Origin of the sequence: Dactylosporangium vinaceum (genome assembly GCF_019904175.1) — a bacterium.
Taxonomy (GTDB): domain Bacteria; phylum Actinomycetota; class Actinomycetes; order Mycobacteriales; family Micromonosporaceae; genus Dactylosporangium; species Dactylosporangium vinaceum.
The window spans coordinates 1,507,815-1,524,027 of the sequence record NZ_CP061913.1 but is presented as its reverse complement, the minus strand read 5'-3'; the positions used below and the strand labels follow the sequence as shown (position 1 = coordinate 1,524,027).

At 71.5% G+C, this 16,213-nt stretch carries 9 protein-coding genes; 4 read left to right on the top strand and 5 right to left on the bottom strand.

Annotation, left to right across the window (positions count from 1 at the left end; genetic code table 11):
• Positions 1–135 precede the first annotated feature (135 nt).
• The 3 genes from Dvina_RS06615 (at position 136) to Dvina_RS06605 (ending at position 5,022) form a co-directional block, all read left to right on the top strand.
• Positions 136–1,986, top strand: a complete 1,851-nt coding sequence (locus Dvina_RS06615; protein ID WP_223101460.1) for a bifunctional metallophosphatase/5'-nucleotidase — start codon at positions 136–138, stop codon at positions 1,984–1,986.
• A gap of 94 nt (positions 1,987–2,080) precedes the next feature.
• Positions 2,081–2,893: an SAM-dependent methyltransferase gene (locus tag Dvina_RS06610; RefSeq protein ID WP_223101459.1), complete on the top strand. Its 813-nt coding sequence runs from the start codon at positions 2,081–2,083 to the stop codon at positions 2,891–2,893.
• Between the two features lie 11 nt (positions 2,894–2,904).
• A complete protein-coding gene (locus Dvina_RS06605) occupies positions 2,905–5,022 on the top strand; it encodes a putative bifunctional diguanylate cyclase/phosphodiesterase (RefSeq protein ID WP_223101458.1) in 2,118 nt (705 codons plus the stop codon).
• A 74-nt stretch (positions 5,023–5,096) separates the two neighbouring features.
• On the opposite strand, the gene Dvina_RS06600 is transcribed toward Dvina_RS06605, so the two are convergent.
• The 3 genes from Dvina_RS06600 to Dvina_RS06590 form a co-directional block, all read right to left on the bottom strand.
• A complete protein-coding gene (locus Dvina_RS06600; RefSeq protein ID WP_223101457.1) occupies positions 5,097–5,549 on the bottom strand; it encodes a hypothetical protein in 453 nt (150 codons plus the stop codon).
• A 113-nt stretch (positions 5,550–5,662) separates the two neighbouring features.
• Positions 5,663–6,733 (bottom strand): hypothetical protein, encoded by a 1,071-nt coding sequence (locus Dvina_RS06595; RefSeq protein ID WP_223101456.1) that lies wholly within the window; start codon positions 6,731–6,733, stop codon positions 5,663–5,665.
• A gap of 262 nt (positions 6,734–6,995) precedes the next feature.
• Positions 6,996–10,370, bottom strand: a complete 3,375-nt coding sequence (locus tag Dvina_RS06590) for a cyclic nucleotide-binding protein (protein WP_223101455.1) — start codon at positions 10,368–10,370, stop codon at positions 6,996–6,998.
• A 140-nt stretch (positions 10,371–10,510) separates the two neighbouring features.
• Between Dvina_RS06590 and glpK the strand changes: the two genes are divergently transcribed.
• Positions 10,511–11,986 carry a glycerol kinase GlpK gene (glpK, locus tag Dvina_RS06585; protein ID WP_223101454.1) on the top strand — a complete coding sequence of 492 codons (1,476 nt, stop codon included), beginning with the start codon at positions 10,511–10,513 and terminating at the stop codon, positions 11,984–11,986.
• Positions 11,987–12,035: 49 nt separating this feature from the next.
• Here glpK and Dvina_RS06580 read toward each other — a convergent pair whose 3' ends face one another.
• Positions 12,036–12,215 (bottom strand): DUF6104 family protein, encoded by a 180-nt coding sequence (locus Dvina_RS06580; RefSeq protein ID WP_223101453.1) that lies wholly within the window; start codon positions 12,213–12,215, stop codon positions 12,036–12,038.
• A 76-nt stretch (positions 12,216–12,291) separates the two neighbouring features.
• Positions 12,292–15,984 (bottom strand): multifunctional oxoglutarate decarboxylase/oxoglutarate dehydrogenase thiamine pyrophosphate-binding subunit/dihydrolipoyllysine-residue succinyltransferase subunit, encoded by a 3,693-nt coding sequence (locus tag Dvina_RS06575; protein WP_223101452.1) that lies wholly within the window; start codon positions 15,982–15,984, stop codon positions 12,292–12,294.
• Positions 15,985–16,213 lie beyond the last annotated feature (229 nt).

Sequence of the window (16,213 nt, the reverse complement as noted above, 5' to 3'; positions counted from 1 at the left end):
GTTCGGACAGCCCATTCCGTATAACCCTCGCCTTCACCCGCAAGACACTTACCCGACTGCCGGTCCTGCTCGCGCACGGTCGGTGCGATCGACAAGGATGGCGATCGACGCATGTGTCCTTCTGAAGGAGAGATCATGGCCCAGCCAAGCGCCCGCGGCTGGCGGATCGCGCAGCACCTCGCGGTGCCCGCGCTCGCCGTCGCGGTCGTCGCACTGCTGCCCTTGGCCAAGACCGGCGCTACGCAGACCCAGGATCGGTGGACGCCACTGACCCCGGCCAAGGTTTCGTTCGCCACGAAGACCGGGCCGACGACGACCGCGCAGCTGCTCGGCTTCAACGACTTCCACGGCAACATCGACCCGCCGACCGGCAGTGGCGGGCTCATCAACGGCATTCCCGCGGGTGGCTCCGAATACCTCAGCACATACCTCACCAAGCTGCGCGACGACGCCAAGAAGGCCGGCGTCAAGTACAGCGACACGGTGGTCGCCGGCGACAACATCGGCGCCTCGCCGCTGGTGAGTGCCGCGTTCCACGACGAGCCGGCGATCGAGGTCCTCAACGCCATGGGCGTCGACCTCGCCTCCGTGGGCAACCACGAGTTCGACGAGGGCGTCACCGAGCTCTACCGGATGCAGTTCGGCGGCTGCCACCCGACCGACGGCTGCCAGGACGGCGACGGGTTCGCCGGGGCGAAGTTCCCCTACCTCGCCGCCAACGTCACCCAGAAGTCGAACGGCCTGCCGATCCTGCTGCCGTTCACCATCCGGTTCTACGACGGCGTGCCCGTCGCGTTCGTCGGCATGACGCTCGAGGGCACCCCCGGCATCGTCAACCCGGCCGGGATCAAGAACGTCGACTTCCACGACGAGGTCGAGACGGCGAACAAGTACGCCACCATCCTCAACTGGCTCGGCATCAAGTCGATGGTGCTGGTGATCCACGAGGGGGGCGCGCAGAGCAGCCCGCCCGCGCCGCTCGACCCGTCCGGCTGCGCCAACTTCGCCGGCCCGATCACCGACATCACCAAGGGCCTCAACCCGGCCTACGGCGTCGTCGTCTCCGGCCACACCCACCGCTTCTACAGCTGCGAGCTGCCCAACTCCTCGGGCCAGAACTCGCTCGTGACGAGCGCGGGCACGGCCGGCACGCTGATCAGCGACATCCGGGTCACGCTGGACAAGAAGACGCGCAAGTTCGTCGACGCGTCGGCCACCAACGTGATCGTCGAGAACGGCGTGAAGAACGCCGACGGGACCTACCAGAGGGACGCGGCCGGCAACCCGGTGCGCAACCCGGCACTTGTCGACCCGAAGGTGAAGAAGATCGCCGACAAGTACCGCGTCGCCGTGGCGCCGCTGGCCAACAAGGTCGTCGGCAGCATCACCGCCGACATCACCACCACGCAGGTCGCGTCGGGTGAGACGCCGCTGGGCGACGTCATCGCCGACGCGCAGCTGGCCTACACCAAGGCCAGTGCGGGAGCGCAGATCGCGTTCATGAACCCGGGCGGCATCCGGGCCTCGCTGACCTACGCCAACTCCCCCGGCGGCGAGGCGCCCGGCCAGGTCACGTACGGCGAAGCGTTCACCGTCCAGCCGTTCAACAACCTGGTGGTCACGCAGTCGTTCACCGGCGCGCAGATCAAGGACGTCCTCGAGCAGCAGTTCGTGGGCTTCCAGGGCCAGACCGTCCAGCGCTTCCTGCAGGTGTCGGCCGGCTTCACGTACACCTACAGCGCCTCGGCACCCGTCGGGTCCAAGGTCAGCGACATCAAGCTCAACGGCGTCGCGCTCGACCCGGCCGCCAGCTACAAGGTGACCACCAACGACTTCCTGGCCAACGGGGGTGACGGCTTCCTGAACCTGGCGAAGGGGACGGGCCGGGTCACCGCGCCGGGCTTCGACGTCGATGCTCTGACCGCCTACCTGGGCACCGGACCCATTGCTCCCGGCCCGGCCGACCGCTACACGAAGATCGCTTAATCGATACTCGTCTGGGCGGGCGGCGGGTTCTCTCGCCGCCCGCCCACACGTATGCTCAGGCCCGAAAGTTACCAAGGTCGAGAGGTGTTGATCTGTGGACCGCCCGAGCTGGGCCCCGGCCGACGTCGACCTCGACCGTCCCAGCGTGGCCCGGGTCTACGACTACTACCTGGGCGGATCGCACAACTTCGCGGCCGACCGGGCCTTCGCCGAGCAGGTCCTCAAGGTCATGCCGGCCGTCGCCGCGCTGGCCCGCAGCAACCGGGCGTTCCTGCGCCGGGCGGTGCGTGAGCTCGCCGCGGTGGGCGTGCGCCAGTTCGTCGACCTCGGCTCCGGCATCCCGACCGTCGGCAACGTGCACGAGCTCCTCCTCGACTCCGGGATCGACGACGCCCGGGTCGTCTACGTCGACCACGACCCCGTCGCGGTCGCGCACAGCCGGGCCATCCTGGCCGACGTCCCGGGCACCGGCGTCGTCGCGGCCGACCTGCGCCGGCCGGCCGAGGTGCTGGCCCACCCGCAGGTGCAGGGCCTCGTCGACTTCGGCCGCCCGATCGCCTTCCTGCTCGCCGCGGTGCTGCACTTCGTCCCCGACGATCAGCGCCCGGCCGACATCGTCGCGGGTTACGCCGCCGCGGCCGTGCCCGGCAGCCACGTCGTCCTCTCGCACGCCGGCCTCGACCGGCCCCTCACACCGCCCGAGGAAGAGGCCTGGGAGATGTACCGCCGGTCGCCCACACCGCTCATCCTGCGCACGAAAGACCAGGTCGCGGCGCTGCTCGGCGACCTGACCCCGCTGTCGCCGGGCATCGTGGCGCCGCACGAATGGCGCCCCGACGGCGACGAGGAGGAGCCACCATCCGAGGGCACCGCGGTCGGCTGCGCGGCCGTCGCCCGTAAGGATTAGCCCGGCCCACCATGACCGCCATCAGCCCCACGCCGACTTCGTGGGACCGCCCGCATCGCGCCGCCGAACGGATGGCGCGCGCCTGGTCGCTGGCCATCGCCGGCACCAGCTACGTGTCGATGAACGGCCTCGAGGTGCAGGACTTCCTGACCAGCCTCTCGACCCGGCTCATCCACGCGCTGACCGCCGAGACGTTCGACCCGACCGACGTGCGGGAGGTCGGCTCGACGCTCGTCGCCGCCCACTTCACCGAGCCCACGACGCTGGAGCGCACGCTCGCGGTGCTGGCCGAGCAGTTCGGCAACGCGCCCTCGAAGCGGTGTGCGCAGATCCAGGGTGCGCTCGCCTCCGGCTATGCGCTCGCCCTGCGCGACCGCGTCCTCGACGAGCAGGAGGAGATCCGCACCGCGGCGCTCTGGGCGCGGGCCCGGGCCGAGGAGGGCCGGCGGGTCAGCGAGGCCCGCTTCCGGGCCATCTTCGCCGGTGCCGCCATCGGCATGAGCGTGAGCACGATCGACGGCCAGGTGATCGAGGTCAACCAGGCGCTGTGCGACATGCTCGGGTACACCGCGGACGAGCTTCGAGCCATGTCGTTCGACGACTTCGTGCTGCCCGAGGACCCGCCGTCGGCCGGGGCCATGTTCGAGGAGGTGCTCTCGGGCGGGCGCGACCAGTTCCGCATCGAGAAGCCCTATGTCCACAAGGACGGCCACCGGGTGTGGACCGACCTGGTCGCCTCGATCATCCGCGACGAGGACGGGCGGGCGCGCTGGCTGGTGGCGATGTTCGAGGACATCACCGAGCGGTACCTCCTCCAGGTCCGCCTGCGCCACCAGGCCCTCCACGACCCGCTCACCCAGCTGCCCAACCGCACGCTGTTCTTCGAGCGGCTCAACGCCCTGCTCGACGCGGCCGGCGACACCGGGCACGAGGACGCCCGGATCGGTGTGTGCTACCTCGACGTCGACGGATTCAAGGTCATCAACGACACCCTGGGTCACGACGTCGGCGACCAGCTGCTGCAGACCGTCGCCCGCCGCCTGGCCCGCTCGATCAGCGGCGAGCACCAGCTGGTGGCCCGCATGGGCGGCGACGAGTTCGTGGTGCTCGTCGAGCAGTGCGGCGGGGTCGAGGACGTGGTCGCGGTGGCCGAGAAGGCGCTCGACACCGTGCGCGCCCCCGTCCACGTCGGCGGCCACGAGATCAGCATCTCGGCCAGCATCGGCGTGGTCGAGCAGCCGCTGCGCGGTACCAGCGCGGCCGAGGTCATGAAGGCGGCCGACACCACGCTCTACTGGGCCAAGGCCGACGGCCGCAACCGCCTGGCCCTCTTCGACGCCGAGCGCCACACGCGCGAGGTCACCGCCTACGAGCTGTCCGCCTCCATGCCCGCGGCGCTGGAGCGGCGGGAGTTCTTCGTCGAGTATCAGCCGCTGGTCCGACTGAGCGACGGCGTGACCATCGGCGTCGAGGCGCTCGTCCGGTGGCGGCACCCGCGCTTCGGCGTGCTCGGCCCGGACGCGTTCATCGGCATGGCCGAGGAGACCGGCCTCATCGTGCCCCTGGGCCGCTGGGTCCTGCACGAGGCGTGCCGCCAGGCCGCCGAGTGGCGCCGTACGGTGGGCGACCGCGCCCCGATCATGAGCGTCAACCTGGCCGTCCGCCAGATGCGCGACCGCACCATCGTGCGGGACGTGCGCGCGATCCTGGAGCAGACGGGTCTGCCGCCGGAGCTGCTGCAGCTCGAGCTGACCGAAAGTGCCGTCATGGGTACCGGCGGCGACCCCATCGAGGACCTCAACGCCCTCGCGGCACTGGGCCCGCGCATCGCCATCGACGACTTCGGGACGGGGTACTCGAACTTCGCGTACCTGCGCAACCTGCCCGTCCACAGCCTGAAACTGGCCGGCTCGTTCGTCGCGGGCCTACGGCCGCCGGAGGGCGCCGACCCGGTCGACCAGGAGATCATCGCCGCCGTGATCGGCCTGGCCCACACGCTGAAGCTGAGCGTGACGGCCGAGGGCGTGGAGACCGCCGAGCAGGCCACCCGCCTGCTGGAGCTGGGCTGTGACACGGCGCAGGGCTGGTACTACGCGAGCTCCGGCCCGGCGAGCGCGATCAAGCTCTGACCCGGCACCCCCCGGCGCGCCGGATACGTCGGGCGCGCCGAAGGGCGGTGCGCTCCGGAGCGCACCGCCCGGGATCAGTTGGCGGCGTACGGGTTGATCTCTTCGTGCATGTCGGTCATGAACTGCGACCACATGTCGCCTTCGTGCGGGTCCGCGCCGACCAGGTCGTAGTGTCCGTCCAGGAAGTCTGTGTCCAGCTGCCAGTCGGGCAGGTCCAGGTCGGGCTCGTCAAGGGCCGGCTGGTCGTCGTGGTGGGCGGCGGTGTCGAGGTCGGCCTCGCCCGCGTAGTCGTGGGTGTCGGCGTGGGCCTCGTGGCCGTCGCTGTATGCGTCGTGCCCCTCGTGCCCCTCGTGCGAGTCCAGGGAGTCGCGCGAGTCGAGGGCGTCGTGCGTGTCCGAGATGTCGTGCGTGCCCGAGATGTCGTGTGCGTCGTAGGCGTGGTCGTCGGCCAGGGCGTGATCGACTCCACCGTCGTGGTCGACGTGGAGTTCGTGCTCCATGCCCCAGTCGAGGTCAAAGTCGCTCATAACCTGCTCCCGGTCTTCTTCGGCGTACCGCTGCCCCGCGGTACATCTAGAACGGTAGGGAACAGGCGGCGCGGGCGGCTCCCGGAAACGTGCCACTCGCGCCGGGCAACCGCTCAGCGGGTTCGGCGGTCCAGCCAGCCGTCGCCGTTGACGTCCTCGTAGCGGGCGTCCATCGTGCCGTCGCGGTCGGTGTCGACCTCGGAGGAGTTGATCAGGCCGTCGCGGTCGGTGTCGTGGCCGATGAACTCGGCGCGGCCGTCGCCGTCGGCGTCCACCACGATGTCGACGCCGCCGTCGGGGCGGTTGACGTAGGTGTGCTGGTCCCAGCGCCCGTCGCCGTCCCAGTCGACCCGCGTGTGGTAGCCGTCGGTCGGTGCGGCCCCCGGCACCTGGCCGTGGACCCGTCCGGCCAGGCCGCCGACCGCCCCGGCCCCCTGGCCCTGCTCCCGGCCGATGTCGTCCAGGCCCGCGCCGAGCCCCGAACCGTGGCCGCCCTCGTAGTGACCGGCCGGGCCGTCGACCGCCCCGGCCCCCTGGCCCGGCTGCCGGCCGATGTCGTCAAGGCCGGCGCCGAGCCCGGAACCGTGGCCGCCCTCGTGGTGACCGGCCAGGCCGGCCGCGGCGCCCGCCGCCCCCGACGGCTCCTGCGGGAGGCCGCCCGTGTAGGTGCTGGCCCGGTAGACGGTGCCGGACGTCTCCGTGTGGTGCGAGGAGGACGAGGACGAGACCTCCGAGACCGCGTGGCGGCCCGAGCCCACGTCCTGCACGGCGTGGTCGATCGAGGAGCCCGGGCCGACGTCGGCGGGCTCGACGGCGGCGTGGCGGCCGCCGTACTGCTGCTCGACCACCTCGTGCATCCGCTGCCCCATGTCGGCCCCGGCGCCGCCCCCCGGCGCGCCCGGGCCGGAGCCGAGGGTATGCGCGACCCCGCCGCCGTGGCCGCCGTGCAGCACGTCGCCGAGGCCGGAGCCGATCGAGGAGAACACCCCGAACATGCTCGCCTTGCTGGTGCGCTGCTCGACGTGGCGCTGGCCGCCGGCGTCGCCGAGCTGGGTCTGCAGGATGTCGAGCTCGTCCGGGCTCAGGTGATACCCGGCCAGGGCCCGGCCCGGGTCGGCCGCCAGCTGCGCCTTGAACCCGGGATCGCCGAGCAGCCGCTCGAGCACCTCGTCGAAATCGGACATTGTCACTACCCCCCAGATTTGGTACTTCCGGCGCTCAGTCGAGCTCGGGCATCGGAATCGGCTGCGGCCGTGGACGGCACGTCCCGCACTGCACCGCATCCTCGACGACGAGCCCCTCCGCCCGTCCGCGGCGCTGCGAGCGGTGCACCTCCAGCAGGTAGGGGCCGAACTTCGCGTGGTCCTCGCACAGCCCACGGCCGCAGAACCGGCACGACCCCCGCGCCGCCTTGGCACAGAACCAACAAAGCACCTGAGCTCCAACCTATCCGATGATCTGGCAACCGCGGACGGTCACCTTTGTCGATGCTTCTCCCGACCGGTTGCCGGCGGCGTCGGCGGTCACGGCCGAGACGGTGTACGTGTGCTCGTCGCCGTAGTCCGAGACCGGCCCGATGACCGTCGTCCACTTGCCGTTGCCGCCCGACCCGGAGACCGCCTTGCCGTCCACGGTCAGCGACACGAGCCGCGACCCCGCGGTGCCACCAGCGTCGATCATGTTGACGGTGACCGTCGACGAGGTCGGGTCCCCGCTTATCGGGTCCCCCCAGTAGCAGGGCTGCCGGGTGCCCTCGACGACGAACGAGCGGTAGAACTGCGCAGCCGAGGAGGTCAGGCGGGTCGTCGGGACAGTCGTGTCCGGCGGTGACGTCGTCGGGGCGGCAGTGGTCGGCGGCGGGCCCGCGGTCGTCGTGGGCGGCGTGGCGGTCGGCGTGGCCGTCGGGCGGCCCGTGGTGCGGCTCGGGGTCGCCTCCGGCGTGTTCGTGGCCGACGCCGAGGCGGACGGGGAGTCGCTCGGGGACGGCAGGACCGAGGGCGTCTCGGTGGCCGAGGGGACGACCGTCGGAGTCCCGCCGGGCTTGGGCAGCGCGACACCGTCGCCACAGGTCAGGTCGGCCGTCGCGGCCGGGTCCACCACGGCGCCGTCCTGCTTCACCACGCCCCGGCCGACCTCGGGGTCGTTGCCGGCGGCAAGCGCGAAGCGGGCCGAGCCCTCATTCGTCACGTCGCCGACGGCCAGGCGCAGCGGCTTGAAGGCCGTTGTCGTGCTCGTCGTGTCGACGAGCAGGCGGCCGCGGTCCAGGGTCAGCGCGGCGGTCGGCTCGATCGGCGTCTGCTGGCCGCTGACCAGGGTGCCGATCCGCACGTCGGCCCCGGCGCAGAGGACCGTGGCGCTGCCGCCGCGGAAGGTCAGGGAAGCGGTGGACTTGACGTTGATGTGCACGGCGTCGCCCTGCTGGACGTACACCTTGGCGTTGCGCGACAGTGTGCGCTCCAGGCCGTTGATGCGCACTGTCGCATCGCCGCGGGTGACGGTGACGAGCGCGCTGTCGGTCGGCATCTCCGCCCACACGGGGCCGGTGAACAGGTTCGCGCCGGTCAGGAACACCGCGAACAGCAGGAGCAGGACGAGCAGCCACCACAGCCGGCGCTCGAAGCGGCGGTCGACGCTGTCGTCGGCGGGCGGCGGCGGGCCGGGCGGGGAGGCCAGCGGCGGGTAGTTCGAGATCGGGTGGGCGCCGTGCACCGGGCGCCGGCCACCGGCGGCGACGGAGTCGGCCGGGCGGCCCAGGAGCAGGGGCAGGCCGGCGACCGCGGGCAGTAGCCAGGCGCGGGCCGGGGTGCGGGCGGTGGCGACCTGGCCGGGCGAGCCGTCGCCGTAGGGGCCGATCATGGAGCCGCGGTGCAGCTCGATGCCCTCGGGCAGCTGGAGGGAGCCGGACGCCACCACGAGCGCGTCGTTGCCGGTGCGCAGCACGACCGGCTCGCCCGGGCCGAGGTGCATCGGGCGGGCCCGGGTGAGCAGGCCGAGGCGGTCCTCGGGGCCGAGGGCGGCCAGGGCCGGGGTCTGCGTCATGAGCGCCTCGAGCTCGGCCCGCTCGACGGGCGGCGGGCCGGGCAGCGGGCCGATGGCGGCCGAGACCGTGGAGGACGGGACGGCCAGGAGCGTGGTGCCCGCGGTCAGCCAGCCCAGCGCGGCCGGAGCACCGGTCAGGGCGTTGGCCAGCCCGACGACTCCGCCGCGGCCGACGCGCTCGCGGACGGTACCGCTGGGATCGCCCGGCCGCCTGGCCTCCAGCGCCCCGTCGACGACGACGAACACCGACGGCTGCGCGGCCCCGGCGAAGACCAGCTGCTCGCCGGTGCGCGGGTGGACCCAGCGGGCGTCGGCGGCCAGCCGGGCGAGGGCGTCCGGTGGCAGGTTGGACAGCGCCGAGGAGCTCAGCGCGGCGAACCGGCGCGGCTCGTCCCGGACCAGCCTGCGCTCGCCCAGCCGGTCGCGCAGCCGCCGGCCGCGCCGGCGCAGCCAGCCGAGGAAGAGGTACACGACCGGCGCCAGCAGCCCGGCGACGATCACGGCGAGCAGGGCGCGAGCCGCCCACCCCGCGTTCCAGAGGCCGGTGACGACCCCGGCGACGCGGTCGGTGTACACGCGGTAGACGAGGTTGACGGCTATCGCGATCCAGGTGACGGCGAGCATCCCGTAGAGCGCGACGAGCCGCCCCTCCCGGTCCAGCTCGGAGAAGCGCGGCGGCCGCCGGCGCAGCCGGGCCAGGACCCAGGCCAGACCACGGGCCCGCAGATTGGGTACCTCCAGCCAGTCCATGAGCAGGTAGTAGCCGTCGAGCGCCATGAACGGGTTGAGGTTGAACAGCGCGTTGAGATACCACGCGAAGGCCAGCTTGAACGTCCACGGCTGCAGCTCGGGGACGAACACGCCGACGATCTGGCAGGCCCCCGCCAGGATGAGGCCGGTCGCCGGCCCGGCGATCGTGGTCACCAGGCGGGCGCGGCGCCCGGCCATCCACACGTCGGTGGTGTCGACGAATACCGAGGGAATGCCGAAGTACACCAGGAAGCCCGCGACGGGCACCCGCCTCCCGGCGTGCTTGGCGCCCAGCGCGTGCCCGAGCTCGTGGCAGCCGAGCGCCAGCACGTTGAGGCCGAGCAGCACGAGAGCGCCGGCGAAGTACGAGTCGCCGGTGAGGAAGACCGACTGGTCGGCGCGGAACCAGTTCCACACGAACACGCCGAGGCCGGCCAGCGCGAGCAGGCCGCAGAGCACGGCGACGACCCGGGTGAAGAAGAGCCGCCCGCCCGCCTTGTACAGGAACGTGACGATCGGGTCGACCCGGGCCAGCACGACCCGGCGGCCCTGGGCGGTGGCCAGGATCGCCTTGCCCAGGCGCAGCGGCCAGGGCCGGCGGTGCACCCGCTGGAGCTTGCTGAACGCGTCGACGGGCAGCTCGGCGAGCATCCGGTTGCCGGCGAGGTCGGCGACGATCCGGGTCACCTGGTCGGGCGCGAGCCGGCCGCAGATGCGGGCGAACTCGGCGACCAGGCGGGCCACGGTCCGGCTGCCGTCCATGAACTGGGCCAGCCGCCACTCCTCCGGCGTCAGCCGCAGGTAGCTCGACTCCGCGCGATCGGGCGAGCGCAGCATGACGTAGTCGACCCCGCGGGCCGAGGTGAGCGTGACCGCCTCGACACCCTCGCGCAGGACGGGCCGGGCCCGGGCCGGGTTGAGCCGGTCGGTCACCGCGTGCCACAGGCCGATGTCGGCCGGGCCGAGCGGCGCACCGGGGGCACGCCCGGCCAGCGCCTCCCAGACACTGATGCGCGTCTCGATGACGGACACTATTGCTCCAGGTCGGCGAGGTGGGTGCCGGCCCGCGGCGCGGGTTCGGGCAGGGTTCCGGCCCCGGACTCTAGGCCGTGCGACAGATGCCGGAAAAGGTTCCGTCCCGAACGTGACAGAGCTTCGGCGAAGATGGCACTGTGTACATCCTCGCCATCGACCAGGGCACGACCTCCACCCGTGCGATCGTGTTCGACGCCGACGGCGCCATCGTGGCGCTTGACCAGCGCGAACACCGACAGAGTTTCCCCCGCCCCGGCTGGGTCGAGCACGACCCGGTCGAGATCTGGCACAACGTCCAGGCCGTGTCGACCCGCGCGCTGGACCAGGCCGGGCTCAGCCGCGCCGACGTCGCCGCCATCGGCATCACCAATCAGCGCGAGACCACGATCCTGTGGGACGCCGCCACCGGCGAACCGGTGCACCCGGCCATCGTCTGGCAGGACACCCGCACCGACGCCCTCATCCGCACGCTGGCCGGCGACGCGGGCCCGGACCGCTTCCGCGACCGCTGCGGCCTGCCCCTGGCCACCTACTTCGCCGCCCCCAAGGTGGTCTGGCTGCTCGACAACGTCCCCGGCCTGCGCGCCCGGGCCGAGGCCGGCGAGATCCGCTTCGGCACCGTCGACACGTGGCTGATCGAGAAGCTCACCGGCCGCCACGTCACCGACGTGACGAACGCCAGCCGGACGATGCTCATGAACCTGACCACGCTGGACTGGGACGACGAGCTGCTTGCCGCGTTCGGCATCCCGCGGGTCATGCTGCCGGAGATCGGCTCCTCGTCGTACGTCTACGGCGAGGCGAGGACGATGCTCCACGGCGTGCCCGTGGCCAGCGCGCTCGGCGACCAGCAGGCGGCCCTCTTCGGCCAGGCGTGCTTCTCCCCCGGCGAGGCCAAGTGCACCTACGGCACCGGCTCGTTCCTGCTGCTCAACACCGGCACCCGCCCGGTCTCGAGCGAGCGCGGCCTGGTCACCACGGTCGGCTACCGCATCGGCGACGCGGACCCGGTCTACGCCCTCGAGGGCTCGATCGCCATCACCGGCTCGCTCGTCCAGTGGCTGCGCGACAACCTGGGCCTTATCGCCTCCGCCCCCGAGATCAACGAGCTGGCCGCCACCGTGGAGGACAACGGCGGCTGCTACATCGTCCCCGCGTTCGCCGGCCTCTTCGCCCCCCACTGGCGCCCCGACGCCCGCGGTGTCATCACCGGCCTCACCGGCTACGTCACCAAGGGCCATCTGGCCCGAGCCGCCCTGGAGGCCACCGCCTGGCAGGTCAAGGACGTCGTCGACGCGATGATGGCGGAGGCCGCGGTACCGCTGGAAACCCTGAAGGTCGACGGCGGCATGACGGCGAGCGACCTGCTCATGGCCTTCCAGGCCGACGTCCTCGACGTCCCGGTGGTCCGCCCGACGGTCGCCGAGACGACGGCGCTGGGGGCCGCGTACGCGGCGGGCCTGGCCGTAGGCTTCTGGCCCGACACCGACACCCTGCGCGCGAAGTGGCACGTGGACCGGCGCTGGGAGCCCTCCATGCCCGCCGACCAGCGCGACCGCGGCCACGCCCTGTGGCTGCGCGCCGTCGAACGCTCCTTCGGCTGGGCCGACTGAGCCGGCCCCGGCCGGGGGCGAGCGCACCGGCCGAGGCGTCGCGCCGGGCCTAGTCCTCGTCCTCGTCGTCCAGGCGGGCCAGGTAGACGGCCAGGCGTTCGATGGGGGTCTCGAACTCGGGGTTGAGGTCGACGAAGTCGCGGAGGCGCTCGGCCAGCCACGCGAGCGTGACCTCCTCCTCACCGCGACGCGTGTCGAGCTCCTCGATGCCGCGATCCGTGAAGTACATAGCGAACCAGCTCCAGGGAGAGAGACAGCGGGGGCACGGCGGGAATCGCCGTGCCCCCTCGAAGTACACCCAAAGGTCAGGGCTTGGGCAGAGCCGCCTCGATCAGGGCCTGCTGCTCGGCGTCGTGCAGCTTGGTCGAGCCGACGGCGGGGGCGGCGGCGGCCGGGCGGGAGATGCGGCGCAGGCCGACACCCTGCAGCTGCTCCAGCAGGTTGAGCGCGATGAACGACCACGCGCCCTGGTTGGCCGGCTCCTCCTGGACCCAGGCGAAGTCCTCCGCGTTCGGGTACTGCTCCAGCGCGGCCGTGAGCTCCTCGATCGGCATCGGGTAGAGCTGCTCGACGCGCAGGATCGCGGTGTCGGTGATGCCGCGGTCGGTGCGGGCCTGGAGGAGGTCGTAGAAGACCTTGCCCGAGCAGAGCAGGACCCGCTTCACGGCGGCCGGGTCGAGGGCGGTGCCCTTCACGCCCGGGTCGGGCATGACCGTCTGGAAGGTGCCGGTGGTGAAGTCCTCGACGCTGGAGACGCACAGGCGGTGGCGCAGCAGCGACTTGGGCGTGAAGACGACGAGCGGCTTCTTCTTCGGCGACAGGGCCTGGCGGCGCAGGAGGTGGAAGTGGTTGGCCGGGGTCGTCGGGACCGCGACGCGCATGTTGTCCTCGGCGCACAGCTGCAGGTAGCGCTCCAGGCGGCCCGACGTGTGGTCGGGGCCCTGGCCCTCGTGCGAGTGCGGCAGCAGCAGGGTGACCGAGGCCAGCTGGCCCCACTTCACCTCGCCGGAGGAGATGAACTCGTCGACGATCGACTGGGCGCCGTTGACGAAGTCGCCGAACTGCGCCTCCCACATGACGAGCGCGTCCGGGGTCTCGACCGAGTAGCCGTATTCGAAGCCCATCGCCGCGAACTCCGACAGCAGCGAGTCGTAGACGAAGAACTTCGCGTTGTCCTTGAGCAGCGCGTTGACCGGGAAGTAGTCGGTGCCGGTCTCGGCGTCGACGATCGCCGCGTGGCGCTGGACGAAGGTGCCGCGCCGCGAGTCCTGGCCGGAGAGGCGCACGGTGACGCCGTCGTGGACCAGGGCGCCGAAGGCGATGATCTCGCCGAAGCCCCAGTCGATGTCGCCCTCCACGGCCATCTTCGCGCGGCGGTCGAGCAGCTGCTGGACGCGCTTGTGCGGGGTGAAGCCGTCGGGGAGCTTGACGTGCGCCTCGCCGATCGCCCGCAGTACCGACTCGTCGATCTTGGTCTCGACCACCGGCTCGGCCTCCGGGGCGCGCAGCCGGGTGAGGCGGGCGGCCGGCGTGGAGGAGGCGTCGCGGGTCGCCTTGAACACCGTCTCCAGCTGCTCGTGGTAGTCCTTGAGCAGGGCCTCGGCCTCGGTGATCGGGATGTCGCCGCGGCCGATCAGCTCCTCGGTGTAGATCTTTCGGACCGAGCGCTTCTGGTCGATGATCGCGTACATCAGCGGGTTGGTCATCGAGGGGTCGTCGCCCTCGTTGTGGCCGCGCCGGCGGTAGCAGACCAGGTCGATGACGACGTCCTTGTTGAACGCCTGGCGGTATTCGAACGCCAGCCGGGCCACCCGCACGACGGCCTCGGGGTCGTCGCCGTTGACGTGGAAGATCGGCGCCTGGATCATCCGGGCCACGTCGGTCGAGTAGAGCGACGAGCGCGAGTACTCCGGGGCGGTGGTGAAGCCGACCTGGTTGTTGACGACCACGTGGACGGTGCCGCCGGTGCGGTACCCGCGCAGCTGCGACAGGTTCAGCGTCTCGGCCACGACGCCCTGGCCCGCGAACGCCGCGTCGCCGTGGATGAGCAGCGGCAGGACGGTGTAGCCCTCGAGCTTGAGGTCGATCTTGTCCTGCTTGGCCCGCACGATGCCCTCGAGCACCGGGTTGACCGCCTCCAGGTGCGACGGGTTGGCGACGACCGAGACGGTCGTCGCGTGCTCGCCGTTGGGGTGCGTGTATTTGCCGGTCATGCCCAGGTGGTACTTGACGTCGCCCGAGCCGTGCGCCGACTTGAGGTCCAGGTGCCCCTCGAACTCGGAGAAGATCTTCTCGTAGGGCTTGCCGACGATGTTGGCCAGCACGTTGAGCCGGCCGCGGTGGGCCATGCCGATGACGACCTCGTCGAGCTCGCCCTCGGCCGAGTTCTGCAGGATCTCGTCGAGCAGCGGGATCAGCGACTCGCCGCCCTCCAGCGAGAAGCGCCGCTGGCCGACGTACTTGGTCTGCAGGAAGGTCTCGAACGCCTCGGCCGCGTTGAGCCGGTTGAGGATGTGCTTCTGCTCCTCGGTCGTCGGCTTCTCGTACGGCTTCTCGACCCGCTCGGCGATCCAGCGCCGCTCCTCCGGGTCCATGATGTGCATGTACTCGACGCCGACCCGCCGGCAGTAGGAGTCGCGCAGCACGCCGAGGACGGCCCGCAGCTTCATCTTCTGCTTGCCGGAGAACCCGCCGACCGGGAAGACGCGGTCGAGGTCCCACAGCGTCAGGCCGTGCTCCAGGACGTCGAGGTCCGGGTGGCGGCGGATGCGGAACTCCAGCGGGTCGGTGTCGGCCATGAGGTGGCCGCGCACGCGGTAGGCGTGGATGAGCTCCACGACCCGGGCCGCCTTGTCGATCTGCCCCTCGGAGGTGCGGGCCACGTCGCGGACCCAGCGCACCGGCTCGTAGGGGATGCGCAGGTCGGTGAAGATCTGGTCGTAGAAGCCGTGCTCGCCGAGCAGCAGCTCGTGCATGACCTTGAGGAACTCGCCGGACTGGGCGCCCTGGATGATCCGGTGGTCATAGGTGCTGGTGAGCGTGATGATCTTGCTGATGCCCAGCTCGGCCAGGGTCTCGTCGGACATGCCGGCGTAGGGCGCCGGGTATTCCATGGCGCCGACGCCGATGATCGCGCCCTGCCCGGCCATCAGCCGCGGCATCGAGTGCACGGTGCCGATGCCGCCCGGGTTGGTCAGCGAGACGGTCGTGCCGGCGTAGTCGTCCATCGTCAGCTCGTTGCGCCGGGCCCGCCGCACGACGTCCTCGTAGGCCGACCAGAACTGGCGGAAGTCCATCGCCTCGGTGCCCTTGATGCTGGGCACCACGAGCGTGCGCGAGCCGTCCGGCTTGGCCAGGTCGATCGCGATGCCGAGGTTGACGTGCTCGGGCTCGACCAGGTTGGGCTTGCCGTCGACCTCGGCGAAGCTGTTGTTGAGCTCCGGGTGCACGGCCAGGGCCCGGACCAGCGCGTATCCGATCAGGTGCGTGAACGACACCTTCCCGCCGCGGCCGCGGGCGAGGTGGTTGTTGATCACGATCCGGTTGTCGGAGAGCAGCTTGGCCGGCACGGCGCGCACGCTGGTGGCGGTCGGCACCTCGAGCGAGAGGTCCATGTTCTGCACGATGCGGGCGGCGACCCCGCGCAGGGGAACGTGCTTCGCGCCGCCGGCGGAGGCGGGCGCCTCCCTGGTCGGTGCGGGCTTGCTGGCGGGGACGGCCTTCTTCTCGACCGGCTTCGCGGCGGGCTTCTCCACGGGCTTGGCCGGAGCGGCCTTCGCGGGGGCGGCCTTCGCAGGTGCGGGCGTGGCGGGCGCGGCGGCCGGGGCGGCGGCCTCGGCGTCCGGGGCCGGCTTGTAGTCCGTGAAGAAGTCGTGCCACGCAGAGTCCACGCTGGCCGGGTCGGCGAGGTACCGCTGGTACATGTCCTCGACGATCCACTCGTTCGGGCCAAATCCCGCCAGCGGATTCTCCTGCGAGTTGGTCGCTTGGGTCGACACGGCTCTTGATCGCCTCTTCCAAACGCGAGTTGCTAGGGGTTACGGATGTCCGGTCCTTTAGGCTACGCGCTGCCTAACGCTCGTTCGCCGTCGACGCCGCCGGAGTGACCATGTAGACGCGCGGGTCTGACGTTGTCGATGAGCGGATTGTGGTTCAACCCTTACAACTGTGGCCGCCTCGCGGCGGCCACAGTTGTCCAAGATCTTGCAGTTATCTTGAGCGGGGCGG

Excerpts from the sequence above, each read along its gene's own strand:
- Dvina_RS06580 (WP_223101453.1), bottom strand. The coding sequence starts at position 12,215 with ATGTACTTCACGGATCGCGGCATCGAGGAGCTCGACACGCGTCGCGGT.
- Dvina_RS06605 (WP_223101458.1), top strand. The coding sequence starts at position 2,905 with ATGACCGCCATCAGCCCCACGCCGACTTCGTGGGACCGCCCGCATCGC.
- Dvina_RS06615 (WP_223101460.1), top strand. The coding sequence starts at position 136 with ATGGCCCAGCCAAGCGCCCGCGGCTGGCGGATCGCGCAGCACCTCGCG.
- Dvina_RS06600 (WP_223101457.1), bottom strand. The coding sequence starts at position 5,549 with ATGAGCGACTTTGACCTCGACTGGGGCATGGAGCACGAACTCCACGTC.
- Dvina_RS06595 (WP_223101456.1), bottom strand. The coding sequence starts at position 6,733 with ATGTCCGATTTCGACGAGGTGCTCGAGCGGCTGCTCGGCGATCCCGGG.